23 protein-coding genes are annotated in these 22,378 nt (G+C 32.4%); 19 read left to right on the top strand and 4 right to left on the bottom strand.

From position 1 onward, the window contains the following. Nucleotides 1-304: 304 nt before the first annotated feature. Together LQ693_RS11350 and LQ693_RS11345 are read right to left on the bottom strand one after the other, a co-directional pair. Nucleotides 305-1,957, bottom strand: a complete 1,653-nt coding sequence (locus LQ693_RS11350; RefSeq protein WP_103361642.1) for a b(o/a)3-type cytochrome-c oxidase subunit 1 — start codon at nucleotides 1,955-1,957, stop codon at nucleotides 305-307. Continuing rightward, a complete protein-coding gene (locus LQ693_RS11345) occupies nucleotides 1,954-2,433 on the bottom strand; it encodes a cupredoxin domain-containing protein (RefSeq protein WP_103361643.1) in 480 nt (159 codons plus the stop codon). The genes LQ693_RS11350 and LQ693_RS11345 overlap by 4 nt, the downstream gene beginning before the upstream one ends. 285 nt (nucleotides 2,434-2,718) lie before the next feature. Here LQ693_RS11345 and LQ693_RS11340 point away from each other — a divergent pair, with 285 nt between their 5' ends. Both LQ693_RS11340 and LQ693_RS11335 read left to right on the top strand, forming a co-directional pair. Further along, on the top strand, nucleotides 2,719-6,147 hold the full coding sequence (locus tag LQ693_RS11340; RefSeq protein WP_239743688.1) for a dynamin family protein: 3,429 nt from the start codon (nucleotides 2,719-2,721) through the stop codon (nucleotides 6,145-6,147). A gap of 11 nt (nucleotides 6,148-6,158) precedes the next feature. Then, on the top strand, nucleotides 6,159-7,043 hold the full coding sequence (locus tag LQ693_RS11335) for a 5'-3' exonuclease (RefSeq protein WP_103361645.1): 885 nt from the start codon (nucleotides 6,159-6,161) through the stop codon (nucleotides 7,041-7,043). A 42-nt stretch (nucleotides 7,044-7,085) separates the two neighbouring features. Here LQ693_RS11335 and LQ693_RS11330 read toward each other — a convergent pair whose 3' ends face one another. Then, complete coding sequence (locus LQ693_RS11330) at nucleotides 7,086-7,484, bottom strand: ribonuclease HI family protein (protein WP_119594001.1); 399 nt, start codon at nucleotides 7,482-7,484, stop codon at nucleotides 7,086-7,088. A gap of 451 nt (nucleotides 7,485-7,935) precedes the next feature. On the opposite strand from LQ693_RS11330, the gene LQ693_RS11325 reads away from it, so the two are divergent. From LQ693_RS11325 to LQ693_RS13770, 4 genes are all read left to right on the top strand, one after another. After that, on the top strand, nucleotides 7,936-9,081 hold the full coding sequence (locus tag LQ693_RS11325; RefSeq protein ID WP_107572878.1) for a pectate lyase-like adhesive domain-containing protein: 1,146 nt from the start codon (nucleotides 7,936-7,938) through the stop codon (nucleotides 9,079-9,081). Beyond that, nucleotides 9,069-11,270 carry a YPDG domain-containing protein gene (locus tag LQ693_RS13775; protein WP_182461801.1) on the top strand — a complete coding sequence of 734 codons (2,202 nt, stop codon included), beginning with the start codon at nucleotides 9,069-9,071 and terminating at the stop codon, nucleotides 11,268-11,270. Before LQ693_RS11325 ends, LQ693_RS13775 begins: the two co-directional genes overlap by 13 nt. Before the next feature lie 96 nt (nucleotides 11,271-11,366). After that, on the top strand, nucleotides 11,367-12,566 hold the full coding sequence (locus LQ693_RS11310) for a poly(glycerol-phosphate) alpha-glucosyltransferase (RefSeq protein WP_345772685.1): 1,200 nt from the start codon (nucleotides 11,367-11,369) through the stop codon (nucleotides 12,564-12,566). A gap of 3 nt (nucleotides 12,567-12,569) precedes the next feature. Further along, a complete protein-coding gene (locus LQ693_RS13770) occupies nucleotides 12,570-12,965 on the top strand; it encodes a hypothetical protein (RefSeq protein ID WP_345772686.1) in 396 nt (131 codons plus the stop codon). Nucleotides 12,966-13,026: 61 nt separating this feature from the next. On the opposite strand, the gene LQ693_RS11305 is transcribed toward LQ693_RS13770, so the two are convergent. Further along, complete coding sequence (locus tag LQ693_RS11305; RefSeq protein ID WP_103361151.1) at nucleotides 13,027-13,716, bottom strand: queuosine precursor transporter; 690 nt, start codon at nucleotides 13,714-13,716, stop codon at nucleotides 13,027-13,029. A 151-nt stretch (nucleotides 13,717-13,867) separates the two neighbouring features. Here LQ693_RS11305 and LQ693_RS11300 point away from each other — a divergent pair, with 151 nt between their 5' ends. The 13 genes from LQ693_RS11300 (at nucleotide 13,868) to LQ693_RS11240 (ending at nucleotide 22,019) form a co-directional block, all read left to right on the top strand. Next, nucleotides 13,868-14,062 carry a zinc-finger domain-containing protein gene (locus LQ693_RS11300; protein ID WP_049318859.1) on the top strand — a complete coding sequence of 65 codons (195 nt, stop codon included), beginning with the start codon at nucleotides 13,868-13,870 and terminating at the stop codon, nucleotides 14,060-14,062. Between the two features lie 10 nt (nucleotides 14,063-14,072). Beyond that, the gene (locus LQ693_RS11295; RefSeq protein WP_107565641.1) at nucleotides 14,073-15,197 is read left to right on the top strand and encodes a virulence factor; all 1,125 of its coding nucleotides are present in this window, start codon (nucleotides 14,073-14,075) and stop codon (nucleotides 15,195-15,197) included. A gap of 3 nt (nucleotides 15,198-15,200) precedes the next feature. Next, on the top strand, nucleotides 15,201-15,638 hold the full coding sequence (locus LQ693_RS11290) for a BrxA/BrxB family bacilliredoxin (protein ID WP_025906276.1): 438 nt from the start codon (nucleotides 15,201-15,203) through the stop codon (nucleotides 15,636-15,638). Beyond that, nucleotides 15,622-16,422: a class I SAM-dependent methyltransferase gene (locus tag LQ693_RS11285; RefSeq protein WP_107565642.1), complete on the top strand. Its 801-nt coding sequence runs from the start codon at nucleotides 15,622-15,624 to the stop codon at nucleotides 16,420-16,422. Before LQ693_RS11290 ends, LQ693_RS11285 begins: the two co-directional genes overlap by 17 nt. A gap of 299 nt (nucleotides 16,423-16,721) precedes the next feature. Next, a complete protein-coding gene (locus tag LQ693_RS11280; RefSeq protein ID WP_025906279.1) occupies nucleotides 16,722-17,675 on the top strand; it encodes a thymidylate synthase in 954 nt (317 codons plus the stop codon). A 15-nt stretch (nucleotides 17,676-17,690) separates the two neighbouring features. Next, nucleotides 17,691-18,167 carry a dihydrofolate reductase gene (locus LQ693_RS11275; protein ID WP_037590516.1) on the top strand — a complete coding sequence of 159 codons (477 nt, stop codon included), beginning with the start codon at nucleotides 17,691-17,693 and terminating at the stop codon, nucleotides 18,165-18,167. Between the two features lies 1 nt (nucleotide 18,168). Beyond that, a complete protein-coding gene (locus LQ693_RS11270) occupies nucleotides 18,169-18,918 on the top strand; it encodes a lysophospholipid acyltransferase family protein (protein WP_107565643.1) in 750 nt (249 codons plus the stop codon). Continuing rightward, a complete protein-coding gene (locus LQ693_RS11265) occupies nucleotides 18,905-19,747 on the top strand; it encodes a DegV family protein (RefSeq protein WP_025906282.1) in 843 nt (280 codons plus the stop codon). Before LQ693_RS11270 ends, LQ693_RS11265 begins: the two co-directional genes overlap by 14 nt. Beyond that, complete coding sequence (locus LQ693_RS11260) at nucleotides 19,737-20,303, top strand: DUF2140 family protein (protein WP_107596830.1); 567 nt, start codon at nucleotides 19,737-19,739, stop codon at nucleotides 20,301-20,303. Before LQ693_RS11265 ends, LQ693_RS11260 begins: the two co-directional genes overlap by 11 nt. A gap of 27 nt (nucleotides 20,304-20,330) precedes the next feature. After that, entirely contained in the window at nucleotides 20,331-20,849 is a 519-nt protein-coding gene (gene msrA / locus LQ693_RS11255) for a peptide-methionine (S)-S-oxide reductase MsrA (RefSeq protein WP_037560246.1), read from the top strand. A 1-nt stretch (nucleotide 20,850) separates the two neighbouring features. Beyond that, entirely contained in the window at nucleotides 20,851-21,279 is a 429-nt protein-coding gene (msrB, locus tag LQ693_RS11250) for a peptide-methionine (R)-S-oxide reductase MsrB (protein WP_025906285.1), read from the top strand. Between the two features lie 14 nt (nucleotides 21,280-21,293). Further along, nucleotides 21,294-21,797: a PTS sugar transporter subunit IIA gene (locus LQ693_RS11245; protein ID WP_025906286.1), complete on the top strand. Its 504-nt coding sequence runs from the start codon at nucleotides 21,294-21,296 to the stop codon at nucleotides 21,795-21,797. Beyond that, nucleotides 21,798-22,019, top strand: a complete 222-nt coding sequence (locus tag LQ693_RS11240) for a YozE family protein (protein ID WP_025906287.1) — start codon at nucleotides 21,798-21,800, stop codon at nucleotides 22,017-22,019. Nucleotides 22,020-22,378 lie beyond the last annotated feature (359 nt).

Here is a 22,378-nt window from a genome sequence, read left to right as displayed (position 1 = left end):
TTATTTTGAATTTAAAATCATATTTTTTCCTCATAAGAATGCACCCCAATAATTTGATTTGTTTAGGTCAAATATTTGGGTTCACATCAGACTTGGACAATCTCTTGGCTTAATTATGGCGTTAAGCCAAGACTCAGCTAACCTCCATACTTATCCAACATATTAGCCAAGAGATATTCATTACAAACACCACCCCCAAACCCCACAAAAAAAGACTGGCAACGCATCTTCTAAAGATTTGTTGCCAGTCTTCCTATTATTCATCATTGTATGAAGGTTCTAAGTTAAATATATTAATTTAGTTTTACCAAAGCTTGCCTTCTCCTAATCCTTTGGCTCCTGGTGCTGGATCTGTGAACATTTGTCCGATAGGGACTGTATATGCGATTAAGATAAGCAATACTGTCACGATGATTAAGAATCTCCAGTTCTCAACAAATTTAATGACTGGTTGTTCTTCGTCCAATGCTTCTGATACTGGATATTCTTCTTCGCCTTTAGGTGATAAGAAGGCTAAGTGTATAAACACCATTACGACTAATATTATAGAAATAAATAAAATTGTTCCCCCAACTGCTTGTAGTACTTGATATGGTATCCATTCAGCAGCTTGTTTAGCACCGCCATATTCTGAATATGTTGATCTTCTTGGTGCACCTTTTACTAATCCAACATAGTGCATCGCGCCACTCATAATTGTCATACCGATTGCCCAAGTATAACCTTGCATAAGTGCTAATTTATTTGTGAATTTAGTTAGTTTTCTACCTGTACAATGAGGTATTAACCAGTACATAATTCCGAAGAATGTCATGATGACTGCTGAAGCGATTGTTAAATGGAAGTGTCCAGTTACCCAAATTGTATTATGAATTAATCCGTTCATTTGTGCAGATGCGTTTACTAAACCACCTGCGCCACCTGGGATAAAGGCTAACATACCTAAGAATGGTAATACGAATCTTGCGTCATTCCATGGTAAAGATTTAAACCATGTGAATAATCCTTTATAGCCTTTAGAACGTCCGTAATTTTCAAATGTTGCAAACAGACTAAATGCTGTCATCATTGAAGGTATGACAACCATAAATGTTAATACAACTTGTAAGTATTTCCATGTATCATCAATACCTGGTTCAACTAATTGGTGGTGTATCCCAACTGGAATACTGAAGAATAAGAATAGCATAAATGACATTCTTGCTAAGTTGTCAGAGAATGCTTTTGCACCGATAATCTTTGGCACAATTGCATACCAACACATGTAAGCTGGTAACAACCAGAAATAAACAAGTGCATGACCAAAATACCAAAATAATGTTCTACTTAATGTTACGTCTACTCTTTCAACTAAACCTAATGACCAAGGAATTAATTGAAGAAGTACTGTCGCAGCAACACCTAATGAACATACAATCCACATTACCCCGTTAATAGCTACCATGTAGCTTAGTAGGGGAGATTTCTTACCTGGATTCTTCTTCTTAAATTCTACATATTTTAAAATTTGTCCAACTGTAGAAATCCAGCTACCTACAACAACAAGCGCCATACCAATATAGAAAATAGCATGTGCTTTTAATGGTGCATAAAAAGTATATAAAACAGTGGCTTTGTTTAATAGAACCATTGTTGCTGCCATGAGCGTTCCAATAATCATTACCCAAAATCCAACCCAACCGAACTTTCTTTGTACAGACGTTAAATGTCCAGATGTCTTAGCTACTGCAGAAAATTGAAAGCCTAAGATAAAGAAAGTTGTCAGTACTAATGCTAATACGATACCGTGCACTGTTAAGATTTGATAATAAGAAATTTGTTTAGGTAATTGTAAATATCCTGATCTTACTAATGTTTGTAACAAACCTGCTAATCCACCAAGGACTAAACAACCAATAGCTACATACATATGCGCCATCACAAGTCTGCTATCATTCTTATTTAATCGTGTTATCATTTTTTATCCACAACCTTTATCATCGACTTCATATCTGCATGTCCGATACCACAATATTCATTACAGATGATTAAATATTCGCGTTTCTCATTGAATGTCTTGTAATATTCACTAATATGTCCAGGTTCTAACATCATGTTGACGTTTGTGCCTGGTAAACTAAATCCATGCAAAGTATCTTTACTTGTCGCAATGATTTTTACTTTTGAACCTTTAGGAATTTCGACTTTACCCGGCTGATAATTGAAAGCTGAAGCAAGAATAACTAATTCATAGTCGTAATCTTTGCCGCTAACTTTGTGTAAACCTGGTTTGTTGAAAGGTTCGATTTGATCGACTTTATCAGGATTAACATAGTCTCTACCAGAAGCGGCTGGCGTGTGTCCATTATGCAAACCTGTAATCATCAAAATTGTTAAGAAAATGACTAATGAGCTAATGCCGACTTTTAGCCATACTTTTTCGTATTTATGCACAGATTTCACCCCTTAAATTCTTACTAAAAATAAAATAAAACAAATTACCCATAATACTGCAAAGATGCCTCCCAATGTGAAAACTGAATACAGTGTGCCTCTTAAATCCAGATCATCATGAGAGTGGTCATCAGTCTTCTTGTTTAGGTCATTATTTTGGACTGTCATTTTATTCATCCTTTCTTATATTCTCTTCATTATTTATAATAGAATAGAGATTAAATAATTAATGTGATGTAAATCACACTATTTAAATTATTTGTGTAAAAATAAAGGGGAATTAAAATGGATCGTAATCAAGCATCATTAGATTTACTTTATAAATTAAAAAAAGAAATTGAAAAGTCATCTAACCAACCATTAATTAAACAAATCAATGAAATGATTAAAAAAATATATAACGAACAATATACAGTGAGTTTTGTCGGACATTTTTCAGCAGGGAAATCTACATTAATTAATAAAGTTATCGGACAAAATATATTAACAAGTTCTCCTGTCCCTACGACAAGCAACACAGCACAACTGATTTCTTCAGATAAAAACAGCATTTCCGTTAATTTAAACAACAATCAATATACAGTTGTAGATAATCAAGAAGATGTTAAAAGGCTTAACACTGAAGATAGAGAAGTGGAATCTATCGAAATTGAATTTACATCAGATAAATTCAATAAAGGCTTTACTTTTCAAGATACACCTGGTGTCGATTCAATGAGTGACAATCATAGAGAAAGTGCTTTTCAATATTTGCTGACATCTAATTATGTATTTTATACAGTCGACTATAATCATGTGCAGTCGGATATGAATTTTAATTTTATTAAATCGTTAAACAAGCTGGATATTCCGGTTATATTGGTCGTCAACCAAGTCGATAAACATGACGAAGATGAAATCTCGTTTGATACATATAAAAATCGTGTTAACAAAGCCGTTACAGATTGGAAACTGAATTTAGAGAAGATATTTTATGTTTCTAAATATGATACGCCGAACAATGAGAAGCAGTTATTTAATCAATATATCCATCAGCTTGATCAACAACGTACGGAACACCAAGTATTTATTGACCGTGTGACGAATTACATTAAACAAGAACAGCTGAAATATATTAATCAACATATGGAAACGATTCTTTCTGATATTGATTCTACTGAAGAAACATTTGATGACGATTATCAAGCATACAAAGAGAAATTCAACGTCCAAAGTGAACAATCATTAATTCAAGATAAAGATCAGTTCACTTCAAATTTAAAAGAAAAGCGCAAAGAAATTTTAGATAACGCTTATTTGATGCCATATGAAATGCGAGAAACGATTCGTCAATATTTAGAAACAACGGCTAAGGACTATAAAGTTAAAGGATTATTTAATAAAGATAAGAAGAAAGCGATGATTCAAGATGAAACGCTTGAACAAGTGAAAGAAGCTTTAGACATCAAAATTCACGATGAAATTACGAAAGTATGGATTAAATCATTAGAGAACTTGAACAAATACATTCAAGATGCGGACTTATTCGAGAAAATCATCAACCAGCAATATACGATTAGTAAAGAAGAATTAAGTGATCATGTACAAGAGCAAACATCGATTACAAATGATTACGTGTTAATTTATTCTAAAGGCATTACAGAAATGATTAATCGAAAAATACGCAATGAAACAAATCAATTAATAGAAGAAATCGTTAATTCGAGTGAAGTGCATAACGAGTCTAATGAAGAAACGAATCAATTGAATGAATATGAAACATATGTTGAATTTAAGAATTTAAAAACATCACTTATCACAAACAATTATCAACATTATTATATTCATCTTGATGAATCTATCGATAAATTAATAGATAGACATTTCATTAATATAAATGAGCTTGACCTAGAAGATAAGAAAGAAGCGAAACAACAATACAAAGAAGTTCAAACGGAACATCAAGAAAATAACTTGCAACAACTTAAAGATCAAATCAATCATTTAAAGAAACTGCCTTTATTTGAAGGTGAAGTGCATAACATTGAAAGCCAAGTTGAAAGAATAGAGAATAACATCACAAAGATTGCTGTATTTGGAACATTTAGTGCAGGTAAGAGTAGTTTAATTAATGCTATTTTACAAAAGCCAGTGCTACTAAGTTCACCGAATCCAACGACAGCAAGTATTACTGAAATTAGCTACGGTACTGAACAAGAAGTGACATTTAAGACTTATGAGCAATTATTAGAAGAGATTAATCATATAACAGAGTTCGCCAATAAACAGTACTCAACAATTGAATCATTCATTGACGATAAAGATATTAAACAACATGCATCATTATCTAGTAATCATTTAGCATTCTTTGAAGCAATCGAGACGAACTTTAATCATTACAAAGATATCTTAAAAGAAGGCAAATCTGTCGCATTCGATATAGAAGAATTAGAAAAGTTAACAGCTGATGATACACATGCTGCATTTGTACACAAAATTAATTTAAGACTTGAAGAAGAATGGTTAAAAGACAAGATTATAATCGATTCACCAGGTCTTAATTCTAATAACCAAAGACATACGAGAGAGACTGAACAAATTATTGCATCAAGTGACTTAATTATTTATGTGAGTTATTATAATCATGCCTTTACTGATAAAGACGGTGAGTTCTTAACTTATATGCGTGATATGAATAATTTACAACAATCACAAGGTTTGAAATTTGTTATTAACGCCATTGATTTAGCAGAATCTGAAGAAGATAAACAAGCTGTTATATCTTACGTAGAATCATCATTAGATGCATTGAACATCAAACCAGAATGTTATCCAGTTTCAAGTAAACAAGCACTGAAATCACATGATGACGAGTTCAAACGACTTATGAACGCGTTAGATCACTTTGTTAAAGTTGAAAGTAAGCAAGTTCTAAAGTCACAAGTAGAATCTAGAATTAAACAACTGACGAATGAATTAGAACAAATGGTGCATACGTATAGACAAGATAAAGTACAACTTGAAAAGAGAAAATCAACTTTACTCAGTTATAAAGATAAACAGAACTTCACAAATCAAATTGTGATTAAATCACATCATCAACTGGAAAAAGAAATTCACGATCAACTGTATTACTTGAAAGACAGATTGAATATACAATTAAATGATATCGTCAAAAAACATTTCAATACATCGACCGTTACGGATCAATTTAAACAATCTCTTCAAATGAGTACGAAATATTATGTAGATGATTTAAATCAGAAATTAAGTTTGGAAAGCTCGCTTATCGTAGAAAGATTAAAGAATTTTTATGCGAGAACATTTGATGATTTATTAACACCAACAATTGTTGAATTAAATGATGCTTCTATTTTAATCTCTAAGTTTAAACATGAGTTTGAAAATGAAATTAATCCAGAACCGATTAGCATTCACGTTCAAGATATTGCGAAACAAACAATCAGTTCGGTGAGTAAGAAAGATTTAATTAAGACATCTAAAGTAAAAGAAACGCAAAATGCAATTTTAAATGATACAATGAAGCTTATCGACCATCCAATCGTGACGTTTAATGAAGCGTTAACTAATAATTTGGCACATTATGATACAATAGGTGAGTCGTACATCGATCAATATAATCAAGAGACGATTCATCTTATTGAAGATTACTTGTCTGTAAATATTGATAATGATGTCATAGAAAAAATCGAAAACGTCTTAAAAGAGATATAAAGGAGCATAATATGAGTAACAAAATATTATTAATAGATGGTATGGCTTTATTATTTAGACATTTTTATGCAACAAGCATTCATAAACAGTTTATGAGAGATTCTAAAGGAATTCCTACGAATGCTGTACAAGGATTTATTAGACATTCTTATACAGTAATCAATGATATTAAACCGACACATGTTGCCGTATGTTGGGATATGGGATCTAAGACTTTCAGAAATGATATGTTTGAAGCATATAAATCAAATAGGGTTGCACCACCTGAAGAAATGATTCCACAATTTGACCGAGCGAAAGAAATCGCTGAGAAATTAGGACTACTCAATTTAGGTATTACGAATTATGAAGCGGATGATGTCATTGGGACAATTAGTAAACGCGCTCAAGAAAAAGGGCATGAAACATATGTCGTGAGTGGTGACCGAGACTTATTACAATGTATAAATACAGATGTTGATATATGGCTGACGAAAAAAGGATTCAATATTTACAATAAATATGATATTCATAAGTTTAGAGAAGAATATGGTTTAGAGCCACATCAATTAGTAGATGTTAAAGCATTTATGGGTGACACAGCTGATGGTTATCCAGGTGTTAAAGGTATCGGTGAGAAAACAGCGATTAAATTGATACAACAATATCAATCTGTTGAAAATGTTCTTGAAAACATTAACGAATTAACAGCAGGACAACAAAAGAAAATCATCACGTATCGAGATGACTTAGCAATGTCGAAACAACTTGCTCAAATTCATACAGATGTACCATTAGAAACAGAAGATTTACTGAATCAAATGACATATCATCATGAAATCGAACAATCTATCGAAATCTGTAATGAACATGAATTATTCGTATCAAGTAAATATTTAACTACGAACTTCTTATAATTAAACGCAAAAAGCATATCACGCGCCGTCGTGATATGCTTTTTATTTATGCTTTAATTGTTTTCTTAAGGCAGTTTGTGCCAATTGATTGGCTTCTTTATTTTGAGCTCGTGGAATCCACTTTACAAATATTAAATCAAATTGACGTTCTAATTCTTTAAATAGCTCGAAATAGGGTTTGAACGTAGGATTTTTGACAAAATCTTTATCAATACTATCTGCAATTAATTTCGAATCTGTATAAATCAACGCATTACCAACTTCTAATTCAATCGCATGTTGTATAGAGAAGATTAACGCTTCCCATTCAGCACAATGATTATCCATTTCACCTATATATGAAGTAAAATGATGTCTCGCATCATCCGTAATAATGACGCATGCACAACAACTCTCTCCAGGATTGCCTTTAGAAGAGGCGTCAAAATATATTTGCGGCATTTCAATCAACTCTTTCAAATTATTTACCTTCTCATCTAATTTACACGAACGATAAACAGACTTCAATAAATGGTCATAATATCTTTAATTCAGACTTAATAATTCTTCATCAAAATTGTACATAATATTACAAGTTGTAAAAATAGTATATATAAATTATAGAGTTATGGATAAATAGTATTTGAAATTGACATTAAAAGTGATATACTAATTCAGAACGAAATATAATTTTGTTCATATCTTATGTGTGGATAATCTTAACGGAAGGAGAGTTAGTTTCGCACGACCATTCACATATTAATAGTGTGCACTTCACTCATATATCTGAGATTCATTAATAGAATATATACTGAACACATTACTAATGAGATAGAGACAAAATAGTAACGGGGGAAACTCAGCCATAAGTAAAGTTGCCTTTTATGAAATTTTATAGTAAAGGGGCTTGCTAATGGATAAGCAACGGAAATTACAGAAGTTTAGTATCCGTAAGTACACGGTAGGAACGTGTTCGATACTAATCGGTACGCTTATATTCTTAGGCTTACCAACTCACGATGCATTTGCATCTGAAAATGTAATTCAAAAACATGCACAAGAAGAAAAAGCAGAAGGCAAATCAACAGATCCAGTTGAAGAAGCATCTGCAATCGAAGAATCATCAAATGTAGAAGAAACTAAAGAAATCGGTACAGCGGAAACACCAGCAGAACAACCACAAGAAGAAGCAACTACCGAAGCACCTGCAGTTGATGAAACAACACAAGATACAACAACTAACGAAGAATCAACTACAGAAGATAAATCAACTACAGAAGAAGCATCAACAGAAGAAGCAACAAAAGTTGATACAGTAGCACCAGAAGCTGCTAAAGTTGAAACTGCTGAAAAAGCAGAACAACCAAAAGCTGAATCAACAGAAGTAGCTAAAGAAGAAACTACTACTGAAGCAGCAACAGAAACTGCAGAACCAGCAGTTAATACTGTAGATGCAGTACAACCAGCAAGTGTTGAAGAAACACCTGCAGTAGATACACCGACAGTAGAAGCAACAGTTACAAATACAATTTCTGATGTAGATACAAGCAGCGTGTCATCTAAATCACTTGAAGACATTGTTAATGATCAAAACAAAGACAAAGTCGAAGCAACAACATTAGAACAACCTTCAAGACAAGCACCAAGATCAGGTGAAAGTTATGGAAGTGTGTTTAGAGCAGCAGAGCTTCAAACACGTAATGTAAGTAACTGGGTTGAGTACTTTAGAGCACTTGAAGACAAAAATGTTGGAACAATCAATTTCACTCAAGATATCTCAATGCCTGCTTCTACAAGAGGACCAGCAGGTGCGAAATATAATCACATTACATTAAGTAACAATCCAAGAGCGATAACTGTTAACTTAAATGGTCACGTATTCGATGCTAAAGATAACTTCATTGAAGTACCTGCAAATGGTAATAACCAACCAGCTTGGAATTTCACATTTAATAATGGTGAAATCAGAACAGCTAGTAGAACAAACAATGCAGCTGGCGGGAAAACAATGGTATTTTCGAGTTCAAAAATGGTTCACACGATCATGTGCTTAATTTAAGAAACATTACACATACTGGTGGAACATTAATTAATGACGATAAATTAGAAGTTAACTTACTAGAATCATTCACAAGTCATAACAATGGTGAAAGTGGTAAAGACAAAAACATTACTATAGGTGCAAATGTTATTAGATCATCTGAAAATAGTACTATCAACATGGATATGAGTACTAAAGGTAAAATCTTTAAAGTTTACGGAAGTAACAATAACACAACTAATGCAAGAAAATACCTCAACGGTAACCTTTCATTTGGTCATCATTCAACAGTTACTTTAAATACTTCATCAGAAAATCCATTTGATGAATATAATGCACATACAATCTTCTCAACTGAAGGAGATGGGGTCCGTATTGTTTTAGGTAACGATAGTACGATTAATTTAACTGGACAAGATATTTTTAGTTATGGTGTTGGCCAAGGATTAGGTAGTGACGGAGAATATGGTATGTTAAATACCGGACAAAGAACTACTATCAATATCAAGCAAAAAGGTAATGGTAACATTATAAACATGCACGGTGGTTCAGTTGTCAATATAGAAAGAGATGCCGTGTTCAATGCTGTATCTGAAAATAAACTAAATGGAGATGCTAGAAAAAATAACCTTATTGGTTTGAACTCTAACTCTACATTTAATGTACATGAAAATGCTGTATTTAAAGTTGATGCTAGAAACCATCAGATTGATGATAAAGGTAAAAAAGGTGGTAACAACCCTGTTATGACTTTACCTGTATCTGGTGCAACAAAATCAGCAGTAATTCTTAAAGAGAATTCAACTTTTGATATTAAATCAGATAATCCAGATTATCATTCTGAATTAATTGGATTTGGTAATGTTGGTGGCGGAAATGGTGAAAGAGGTATCTTCATTGAAGGTACAGTGAAATACTTCAACTTGCAACGTACTGGCATTGTTTCAGGTGGTGACGCAGGAACATACTTCCAACCTACTGGTAATGTGACACTTATATATGGAGATCTTACTAAAGACAATGTGCTTAAATGGTCTGGTAATCATGAGGTAAGAACTTGGGATGCTCGCCAGTTTAGTGGAAAAGGTATGTACGATTCAGATATTGATAGTAATGTTTCGCATATTTGGGAAAACATCTCAAATTTCTCATCAGTTGTAGCTGGTAAACACACAAAATCAGGTTCTACTACTGTAAACGAAGGAAAATCAACGCTTGAAAGTAATAACGGTTTATCAATTAAAGATCTTGATCTCGGTAGTAACCAACGTTTCTTATTGATTGGTAACACGGATGCCAAAGCAAATGATCCGAATTACGGAGAAGAATATAAAGAAACAAGTCCAGGTACTGCTACTGAATTACCTATTACTACACCTGAAAACAAACCATTACCAGATAATACGACATTCAAAATTCCAAAAAATGTTATTATTCCGGATGGTTGGACATTTTCATTTGATGATAAGGGTAATATAACTATTACACCTTCGGCTGATGCGAAAACTAATCATACTTATGATTTTCCGGTTGAAATTACTTACCCAGACGGTTCTACTGAAATCGTTCCTGTTAAAGTTGTAGTCGAAAAACCTGCTGACAAACCAGCTGGTAAGACTCAAGCTGATGACAATACACCTGGATATGGTTCTAAAGATCAAGGTCCAACTCCAGTTAAACCTGGTACATCAACTCATATCCCACAAACTGGTGATAAAGAGTTACCACCTGGTACGAAGTTTGAAGTACCTTCAGACAAAGTTCCAATTGGATGGACTGTAACTGTAGATCCTAACACTGGTGACATTACAGTTGTTCCACCTAAGAATGTAACACCTGGTACTAAAGTTGATATTCCAGTAACTGTTACTTACCCTGATGGTTCTAAACAAACTGTAACTGTTGGTGTTGTAGTTGAAAAAGCTTCTGATAACACAGATGCTGGTTCTAGCAATATGAATGGTATGGATAGCAAAGCTGCTGATCATGCTGGACATATGGCACAAACTGAACAACAACAAAGCACTAATGGTATGGAAAGTTCTAAAGATAACATGATGAATAAAGATAGCAAAGAACAAGCAAAAGTATTACCAGACACTGGTGAAACACCTGCTGAAAATGCTACTTTATTCGGAAGCTTATTCGCAGGACTTGGCTCATTATTCTTATTCGGTCGTCGTAAAAAAGAAGAAGAAGAACAATAAAATAAAATGATTATTTTCATTTTTGTCTATACATATTTGAATTCAGATTAAAAAAGATTTATATACATATATTGAAATTGAAAGGAATGAAAGAACGTGAATGCTAAACAGCAAATTAAACAAATTATAAATGACCATTCTGATTGTGAAAGGTTATTTATAAGTATAGGCCATCCTAAAGTTAAAGCCGTTGTTAAAAGCTTTAAATTATCGAACAGTAATCAAATGATTAAATTTATCGAAACATATCGTAAGAAGAGTGGTAAAGCGGCTAAATGGATTAAAATTGATATTGTAACATCTGTTGAAGACATCCCATTTGAAGATTTAAAAGAAAACTTAGTTCATACAACTAGAAATCATGTTGAGTATGGTTTTGCATTAGATTCCAATTGGCATCCAGCATTTTTACCAGAAGAAATAAACAGCAATGCTTTTATTAGACCTACAAACGAGAAAGGGATATTCATACTTTCTGAGAAAAATATCAATCATTATTTAAGAAAGTATAAGAAGAATTATAATTTGTATTTACACAAAGATTATGATGGCAAAGTAGTTCAGAGATTCTATACAAAGAGTTTCTTTATTGAAGAAGAACAGGTTATAAATTTAGAACAAGAAGGTTACAAGAAAGGGTTAAGACCAATAGATAATCTTCCAGTTGAAATTAATCGTATGATTCATACGAATACAGATTATTTGATGAATCTTATACAAGATAATGGTAAGTATCATTATGGCTATTTTCCACACTTTGATATCAATATCAATACTTATAACAATTTATGTCATAGTTCGACAACATATGCATTTATTAAATCATTATCTTATTTGAAGAAGAATGTAAGTATAGCTAAGAAACCGATAGATTACATTATCAATCATTATTTATATAAACATGACGGTGCAACTTATGTATTTGATGACACACACTATATTAATGAGATTAAATTAGGTCAGAACGCTGCATTTATACTAGCTGTATGTGGTTATATACAATACGGTCGCTCTAATAAGAAGTATTTAAAAGTAGCTCAAAATGTTGCGAAAGGCTTATTAAATATGATTGATGAGAACGGAGAAACAACTCATGTGTTGAATTATCCAGATTTATCAGTTAAAGATTCATTTAGAGTCATTTATTATGAAGGTCAAGCAGCTTTAGCGTTATTAAAATTATATCAACTGGATCAAAATGAAGAATGGTTGAATACTGCCAAATTACTTTATGAAAAATTTATTCAAAAATCATATTGGAAACACCATGACTACTGGTTAAGTTATAGTACATAAGTATTGATTCAAATAGAACCAGAAGAAAAATATTATCAATTTGCTTTTCAAAATTTAGGAGAACATTTGAAGAATGTACAAAATCGTCAATCTACAGATCCATTATTACTAGGCATGTTAATGGCTACATATAATATAGTAGAAAGTGCGAAACAACATGACCAATCTGAGTTGATTAAACAATATATTGACGTTGATTTATTGGTTGATACGATTCATAGAAGAGCAGATTATATGAGAACAGGTTATTTTTATCCTGAAGTTGCAATGTATTTCCAAAATCCAGAGCGCATATTAGAGGCATTCTATATTAAACATGAAGGTTATCGTGTAGAGATAGATGATATCGAACATTATTTAACAAGTTATGTAGAGTATTTGAAGGTATTCCATCAATAAGAAAATCCTACCTTTTCCATTGAAATGGAGTAGGTAGGATTTTTATTGGATTTGTATGAAATTATTCGCTAATTTTACCATTTCTGTACATTGATTTAGCAATGTAACCAAACGGTACGTTAGATAAAGTTGTGATGAGTTTTAAGAAGTATGTCGTAAAGAATATTTCAAATACAACATTGTTCGGTAAGTTACCATAGAACGCAATCAATACAAAGATCGCTGTATCGACTATTGAACTGACAACTGTACTTCCGTAAGCTCTTATATAGAATGTTCTATCTGAAGAGAATTTCTTCTTAATTAATGTAAATAGTAATACATCTAAATGTTGACCAATGATATATGCAATGATGGATCCAAGTGCAATTCTTGGTACAATATTAAAGATTGTTTCTAGCGCTTCTTGAGAGATATCTTCCTGTGCAGGAATAAACGCTAATGAGCACTGTAATAATATAACCATGACGATTACTGAAGAAAATCCAAGCCAAACTGCTTTTCGTGCTTGTTTTCTACCATAGATATCGTTTAATATATCTGTTGCAAGATATATTGATGCGAACATAACATTTCCAAGTGTTGCACTAACTGAAAAGAGTTCTACTGTTTTAATAACCTGTATATTTGCTATAATAGTACCTATAGCAACCCAAACGAACAGGCCAGTTTTCCCAAAAAATCGGTATAGAACGAGCATCAATATAAACGTAACGAAGAAAGTTCCAATACCTATTAATTCATTATACATAACTTTGTTCCTCCTAAATTTTGATATAGCGGGTGTTTAGAAACCGCGATAATCGAACTTATCTATTATACGGCTCAAAGTTATAAAAATCAATAAGCTTTATCGTAAACAATTTGTATGATGAATGTTATAATAACGGTCTAGTAAGGGAGTGACACTCATTTTAGCTCAAGAAGAGAAACAAGCAATTAAACAAATAGATCAATTGATGGAAACATACTGTAAAGGGTGTTTATTAAAGACACATTATAGGGAAACTAAAGGTAAACACCAAGCACATCAGTATTGTATATCGGAATGTTCTATCGGTATACGCATTAAACAATTAGGTAACAAGTTGCAATAAGGAGGATATTATGGAAATTGTTAGAGTTGAACCGACACCAAGCCCAAATACGATGAAAATCGTTTTATCATTTAAGAAAGAAGATAGGTCTTCAAATACTTATACTGAAGTGAATGATCATAATCCAGAATTCATTAACCGTATTCTTCAATTAGATGGTATTAAATCTGTATTCCATGTTATGGACTTTATCGCTGTAGATAAGCGTCCAAAAGAAAACTGGGATACTTTACTTAAAGACGTTACAGCAGCCATCTCTGGTTCAGATCAAGAAGGGGACTTTGCTGAAAAAAAAGTAAACGAACATTTCGGTGAAGTAAAAGCTGAAGTCTTAAAATTTAAAGGTATACCTTATCAAATTAAATTAACAACTCAAGAAGAAGAAAAACGAAAACAACTTCCTGAAATTTATATTGATAGTATGCTAAAAGCGACAAAAGACTCAGATAATGTTGTCTTTTTAAGAAAATGGGAAGATTTAGGTGTACGTTACGGCGAAGTAGAGGAAGTATTAGCAACCGTTCAAGAAGAAATATTAGCTTTGTACCCTAAAGAGAAATTAGAGGCTTTAGTTGAAGAAGCTTTAACAAGTGACATTACCATTCCTGAAAAGCAATTTGTACATGTTGATAAAGAAACGTTTGAACAAGAAGAGGATTGGAAAGTAAAATTAAGAATGTTAAATGACTTTCCAACACCAACAGAAGACGATTATCCATTATTAGATGTCGCGTTAAATGATGAAAAGCCTCAAGTACGCAGAATGGCAATCGTACTATTAGGTATGATTGAATCAAAAGAAACATTACCTTATTTATACAAAGGTATGAAAGATAAAGTTGTTTCTGTTAGAAGAACAGCTGGTGACTGTTTAAGTGATTTAGGATTTAAAGAAGCATTACCAGTAATGATTGAAGCATTAGAAGACCCTCAGAAAATTGTAAGATGGCGTGCAGCTATGTTTATATTTGATGAAGGTGATGAAACTGCTTTAGAAGCATTGAAGAAAAGACAAGACGATCCAGCGTTCGATGTTAAATTGCAAGTACAAATGGCAATTGAAAGAATCGAAAATGGTGAAGAAGCATTAGGTTCTGTTTGGAAACAAATGGCTAATAGAAAGAAAGAGGGATAAAATATGAATGCATATGAACAATACATGAAAGAACTCGCTCAACCAATGAGAAGTGAATTAACTGGACAAGGCTTTGAAAGTTTAGAATCAGCAGAATCAGTTAAAGAATATATGGAGAACGCACAACCGAATGAAACAACATTTATCGTTGTAAACTCTGTATGTGGATGTGCAGCTGGTTTAGCACGTCCTGCAGCTGTTACAGTAGCTCAACAAAATGATAAAAAACCTTCTAGAATCGCTACAGTATTTGCTGGACAAGATAAAGAAGCAACTGAAACAATGAGAGAATATATCGCACAAGTACCATCAAGCCCATCAATGGCATTATTTAAAGGTAACGAGCTTAAGTACTTTATGCCACGTGAACATATTGAAGGAAGAGATATCCAAGAAATCTGTTTGGATATTAAAGACGCTTTTGATGAATACTGTGACTAATATTCGTATCACAACTGCCGTTAAGACAAATGCATCTCTCTACAAACAAGTAGAGGATGCATTTTCTGTGTTATCTAAATTAGCATCCATTCAGAATGTTCAAATCATTAAACGAAGAAAATTAACGATTAATCAATTATTTCAACGAGAAACGACACCATTAATTGTATTTGAAAGTAGTGGACCTAAACTCTATTTCACACCAGATACACCGATATATTTTCACTTAGATACTGTCAAAGTTAAATTGCATATAATGAAACAACATAAGATGCCAGTACTAATTGAAATGTTAGATGAAATAACATCAGACTTTACAACATTTAATTTCATAGATGGCACAATGGGATTTGGACGAGATACGTATTTAATATTAAAGCATTATCAGCAAGCAAATATATATGCAATAGAACAAAATCCACTTATCCATTATGTCATTTCTGAAGGCATGAAACGCTATTTAACGGAAGACGAATTAAGACGAATCCATTATATAAATGATGATTATCACAATTGGGTCGAACAACATTCAGAATTGGTAGATATCTTATATTTAGATCATATGTTTGAACAAACACTTGATGAAGACGATAGAATGGGGGAACTTTCACGAAATATTGAAATACCTTCAGAAATCAAAAGTGTATCGGGGTTCAAATATTTAATCGTAAAAGCACATTATAAAAGCGAGATTTTCAAAAAGTTTAATACAATACAATGTATAAGGAAAAGCACTAAAACACATTATGGACTGAGAATAAATCGAGGTTATAAATTTGAGTGATGGACGTAATCATTTAAAAATACAAAAACTGGGACAAAAGATTGTCCCAGTTTTTGTATATTACCCCTTATTGATACTATTCTGTAATGCACATACTAATCATATAGCATAATAATAAGAAGAACCCTAAAGTAGCAAAAATTTCATTCATTGAAATAGCCTCCTTCATTTTGTTAGCACTTTATTAATTTATATCCATTATACCTAATAATCGTGAAATTTTCTATATTATATCAGTAGTAAATTACCGTTATTTTCGTTAATATAGTAACAGGAGAATATGAAAAAGAGGTGCTCAAATGAATAATTTTGATAAAGCGTATCACGATTTATGTAAAAGGGTATTAGAAGAAGGCGAGAATAAGGACGATAGAACGGGTACGGGTACGATTTCTATATTTGGTCACCAAATGAGATTTGATTTATCTGAAGGTTTTCCGTTATTAACAACTAAAAAGGTTTCTTTTAAATTAATTGCAACTGAGCTTTTATGGTTTATTAAAGGCGATACAAATATAAGATATTTATTACAATATAAGAATAACATTTGGAACGAGTGGGCTTTCAAGAAATGGGTTGAAAGTAATGACTATGATGGTCCTGATATGACGGACTTTGGTCGCCGTTCTTTAGTAGATGATGAATTTAATGAACAATATAAAGCGCAACTTGCGATATTCAAAGATAAGATTCTGAATGATGATGATTTTATGATAAAATACGGTGACTTAGGCAATGTTTATGGTAAACAATGGAGAGATTGGAAAGATCAAGATGGTAAACGATTTGACCAACTTAAGACTTTAATTGAAAACATTAAACAAAATCCTAATTCAAGACGCCATATTATTTCTGCTTGGAACCCAACTGAAATAGATACGATGGCATTACCACCATGTCATACATTATTCCAATTTTATGTGAAAGACGGAAAATTAAGCTGTCAATTATATCAACGAAGTGCAGATATTTTCTTAGGTGTACCTTTTAATATTGCGAGTTATAGCTTATTAACTCATTTAATTGCGAAAGAATGTGGTTTAGAAGTAGGCGAGTTTGTCCATACGTTTGGTGACGCGCATATTTATAAAAACCATATAGACGCAATAAATGAACAACTTTCAAGAGATTCTTACGATGCACCTAAACTTAATATCAACACAGATAAATCATTGTTTGATATTGAATACGAAGATTTAGAAATTGACGGTTATGAATCACATCCAAGTATTAAAGCACCTATTGCAGTTTAAAAAGGAGTAATTTAAATGAAATCAATTATAGTTTGTCATGATCAAAATCGCGTAATTGGCTTAGACAACAAAATGCCATGGCATTTACCAAATGACTTAAAAAGAGTTAAAGCATTGACGACTGGAAATACGATCGTGATGGGAAGAAAAACATTTGATTCTTTAGGTAAGCCATTACCGAATAGACGTAATGTTGTATTAACGACAAATCCATCTTTTGAACACGAAGGTGTCGATGTGATTCATTCTTTAGATGAAATCGATCAACTTGATGGACATATCTTTATCTTTGGTGGTCAAGGACTTTATGAACAAATGATGGACCGCGTTGACGATATGTATGTAACAGTAATAGAAGATAAGTTTCAAGGTGATGCCTTTTTCCCTCCATACGACTTCAAAGATTGGACGGTTCTTTCATCTGAATCTGGCGAACTCGATGAAAAAAACACTTTACCACACACTTATATGCATTTGGAAAGGAAAAAATAGTATGTTAAGAACGACGAAAACAATCGGTTATATTATAGGTTATGCAGCACTTGTGTCTTCACAATTAAACAAAGTTAAACATAAGAAGTCATTGATTAATGATGTCCGCAAACAAGATGAAATGATCTTTTTATATGCAAAAAGATGGGCTTCACGCATTCTAGATTCAGCTGGTGTTACAACACACTTGTCTGGCAATACAGAACCATTTGATGAGCCTGTATTATACATTTCAAATCATGAAGGTAATTTTGATATTCCTGTATTAATTACTCATTTACCACAACCATTTGGATTTATTTCAAAGACAGAAGTTCAAAAAATTCCGTTTTTAAGTCCATGGATGGAAGAAATGAATTGTATATATTTAGATCGTTCAAATAGACGCGCAAGTTTACAAATGATAAAAGATGGTATTAACAAATTAAAAGAACAACATTCTTTATTAATTTTTCCTGAAGGTAGTAGAAGTAAAGGCGGAGAAATGCAAGAATTTAAAGCAGGTTCTTTTAAATTAGCTAAATCAGCTAAAGTTAAAATTGTACCTATTGCGATTTATGGGACATCTAAAATCATGGAAGCTCAAGATTCTAAAAAAATGGTCCCTGGTGATGTTTATGTACACATTCTAGACCCAATTGAGCCTTCTATTTTTGAAGATAAGACCATGCAAGAAGTAAGTCAATTTGTACAAGGAAAAATTAGTAATACTGTTCAATCATTAAAGGAGAATCATTATGTCAAAAATTAAAATAGTTGTTGATTCGACGACAGATTTATCAGCAGACTTTTTAGAAGAAAATAACATTACTGTCGTACCCCTAAATATACTAATCGATGGTGTTACGTACGTAGACCAAGAGGATATTAGCTCAACTGAATTTCTAGAAAAAATGAAAGATGCTAAAGAACTACCTAAAACAAGTCAGCCACCAATTGGTAAAATTGTTGAAACATATGACGCATTAGGAGCAGATGGTTCTGAAATTATTAGTATTCACATGACTTCTGAGTTATCAGGTACATTTAGTGCAGCTCAACAGGCAGCACAAATGACAGAAAGTAAAGTTACTGTTGTGGATAGTCAATTCATTTCATTAGCATATGGATTCCAAATTGAAGAAGTCGTGAAGATGATTAACGCTGGTAAAACTGTTGAAGAAATCGTCGAAGAAATTGAAGTGATTAAAAATAATTTAAGACTATTTGTGGTCATTGGTAATATCGACAACTTAATTAAAGGTGGTAGAATCGGTAAAGCGAAAGGCTTACTCGGTTCATTGATGAATATTAAACCAATTGGCGAATTGATTAACGGAAAAATCGAAATGATGCATAACGCAAGAACACAAAATGCAATTGTTAAATATTTAATGAAAGAATTAGATGTCTTCTTAGAGAATAAAGAACTTATTAAAATTGGTATTGCAGATGCGAATGCAGAACAATTGATGACGAAATTGATGAATACAATTAAAGAAAAGAAAAATTTCCACTTGTTTGATACTGCAGTGACGACACCAGTCGTTTCAACACATACTGGTGAAGGTGCTATTGGCGTGTTCTTCTATGGAAAATAAACATTGGATGAATCATAGAGCTTGGTTTTACGCTTTTATTATATTAATTATTCTAATACTTGGTGCTCTAGCTTATGTATGGTCTCAAATTTCAGACGATACAAACCATCCAACCATAAACACAGAACAAACTAAGAAAGATTTCACCATTTCTTTTGATAATGCACAATTAGAATCGTTAATGAATGCTTCTATGAAAGATTATGATATTCAATCACGCATCACTAAGAAATCATTGTCATTTGATACGCGTACTAAAATTTTAGGTAAAGATATTGATATTACACTTCAAACGAAACCTAAAAAATTAAATAACGATATAATCTATTTCAAAATTCAATCGATAGATATTGGTAAATTAAATATTTCAAATCCATTTATTTTATCTCAAATCAAAAAATATAGTGAACTTCCACCATATATTCATGTAAATCCTAAAGATGAATCATTCAATTTATCTTTAGATCAGTTGGATATTGATAATGTTGAGTCTATACAAATTCAAACATTAGATATTTTAGACAAAAAATGGTACTTTGATATTAAGTTAAAGTAACTTAACATCATTAAAGGAGGTACAACTATGGCATATGCAACGTTAGCTGGGGGATGTTTTTGGTGTTTAGTTAAACCTTTCAATGAATTCCCTGGTATTATTGAAGTGACTTCCGGATATAGTGGTGGTCATGTTGAAAATCCAACTTATGAGGAAGTTTGTACAAATCAAACTGGTCATGTTGAAGCAGTTCAAATTGAATACAATGAAGATGAAACAGACTTTGAAGCTATTTTAGATATATACTTTAAGACTTTTGATCCAACAGATAACAAAGGTCAGTTCTTTGATAGAGGCGAAAGTTATGAACCTGTTATTTTCTATCACGACAAAGAACAAGAAGAAATAGCACATAACAAAATCAATCAATTAAATGAACAAAATATTTTTGATAAACCAGTCATTACGCCAGTTAAACCGTACAAGAACTTTTACCCTGCGGAAGAATACCATCAAGATTATTACTTGAAGAATCCTGCACATTATCAAGGGTATCAACAAGGTTCTGGACGTAAAGCATTTATAGAAAAGTATTGGGGGCGTTAAAATGCTTAAAAAAAGTAAAGATGAATTAAATGAAATGGAATATCTCGTAACACAACAAAATGGTACAGAACCACCTTTTCAAAATGAATATTGGAATCACTTTGAAAAAGGTATTTATGTAGATAAATTATCTGGTAAGCCATTATTCACTTCAGAAGAAAAATTTGAATCTGATTGTGGTTGGCCAAGTTTTTCAAAAGCGTTAGATGATGAAGAAATTATCGAACTTGTTGATAAAACACATGGTATGATCAGAACTGAAGTACGCTCTGAAGATTCAGATAGTCATTTAGGTCATGTCTTTAATGACGGTCCTAAAGAATCTGGTGGCTTAAGATATTGTATTAATTCAGCTGCTGTACAATTTATTCCATATGATAAATTAGAAGATTTAGGGTATGGAGAATTAGTAAATCATTTTAAAAATTAGAGGAGTCGATTGTAATGTTTAAAAAATTATTTGGCGGTAACAAATCAAAAGATACAAATGTTGAAGTATTTGCACCAATTTCAGGTGAATATGTAGCAATTGAAGATATTCCAGATCCAGTATTTGCTCAAAAGATGATGGGTGAAGGATTCGGCATTAAACCAACAGAAGGTGTAGTAGTAGCACCATTTGATGGAGAAGTTGTGAATGTATTCAAACCTTCAAATCACGCTGTAGGTATTAAAGCAGCTAACGGATTAGAAGTATTGGTACACGTAGGTTTAGAAACTGTTCAATTAGGTGGAGAAGGCTTTGAAGCACTTGTTAATACTGGTGATACAGTTAAACAAGGCGATGAGTTATTAAAATTCGACATTGAAACAATCGAATCAAAAGTAAAATCAGTAATCAGTCCTGTGATTATTACAAACACAGATGACGCTGAAGAAATTAATATCGAAAAATTAGAAAGTCTAGTTAAAGGTGAAACTAAGGCTATTGATGTGAAAATGAAATAAATGAAACAATATTCTTTCTATCAATACGCACTAACAAAGCGAAGTGAAAAAAGCGAAGTAGGTAAGTTGGCAGATTTAATCTTCCAAGACTTATCATTTCCTAAATTCACAAACGATTACCACACACTTTCAGATTACTTAGAAACAGAAGCCATGTTCACACAACCAATGAGCGTCTTCGATGATTTATTCGAATCATACGAAGAGTGGTTGAAATTCTAAGGTAAAATAAAACACCTCATTTTCAAGTGGAAATGAGGTGTTTTTTCGATTGTAGATTTGGATGATGGGGTGCTAATTATCACAATTCAGAATTGTGGTAATTAGAGACCGCTTACTATCATTATTCTGAATTCTGGTAATTAGAACGTTGTAACTTCCATTATTTCGAATTGTGGTAGTTAGAACGCTGTAACTTCCATTATTCCGAATTCTGGTAATTAGAAAGGCTCTCACTTACGGACATTTCTCGGAATTCTGTCCCTAACAAGAATATGTCCATATAATTGTGTAATAAAAAAAGAGCCATATATAGCTCACTTTAGTACAATGTAATCGACTAAGAAAAAATTGTAGAGGTG

The organism is Mammaliicoccus sp. B-M6 (genome assembly GCF_022386965.1).
Classification (GTDB): Bacteria; Bacillota; Bacilli; order Staphylococcales; family Staphylococcaceae; genus Mammaliicoccus; species Mammaliicoccus sciuri_A.
The sequence above is the reverse complement of the archived record's forward strand: the minus strand, read 5'-3'. Positions and strand labels throughout refer to the sequence as shown.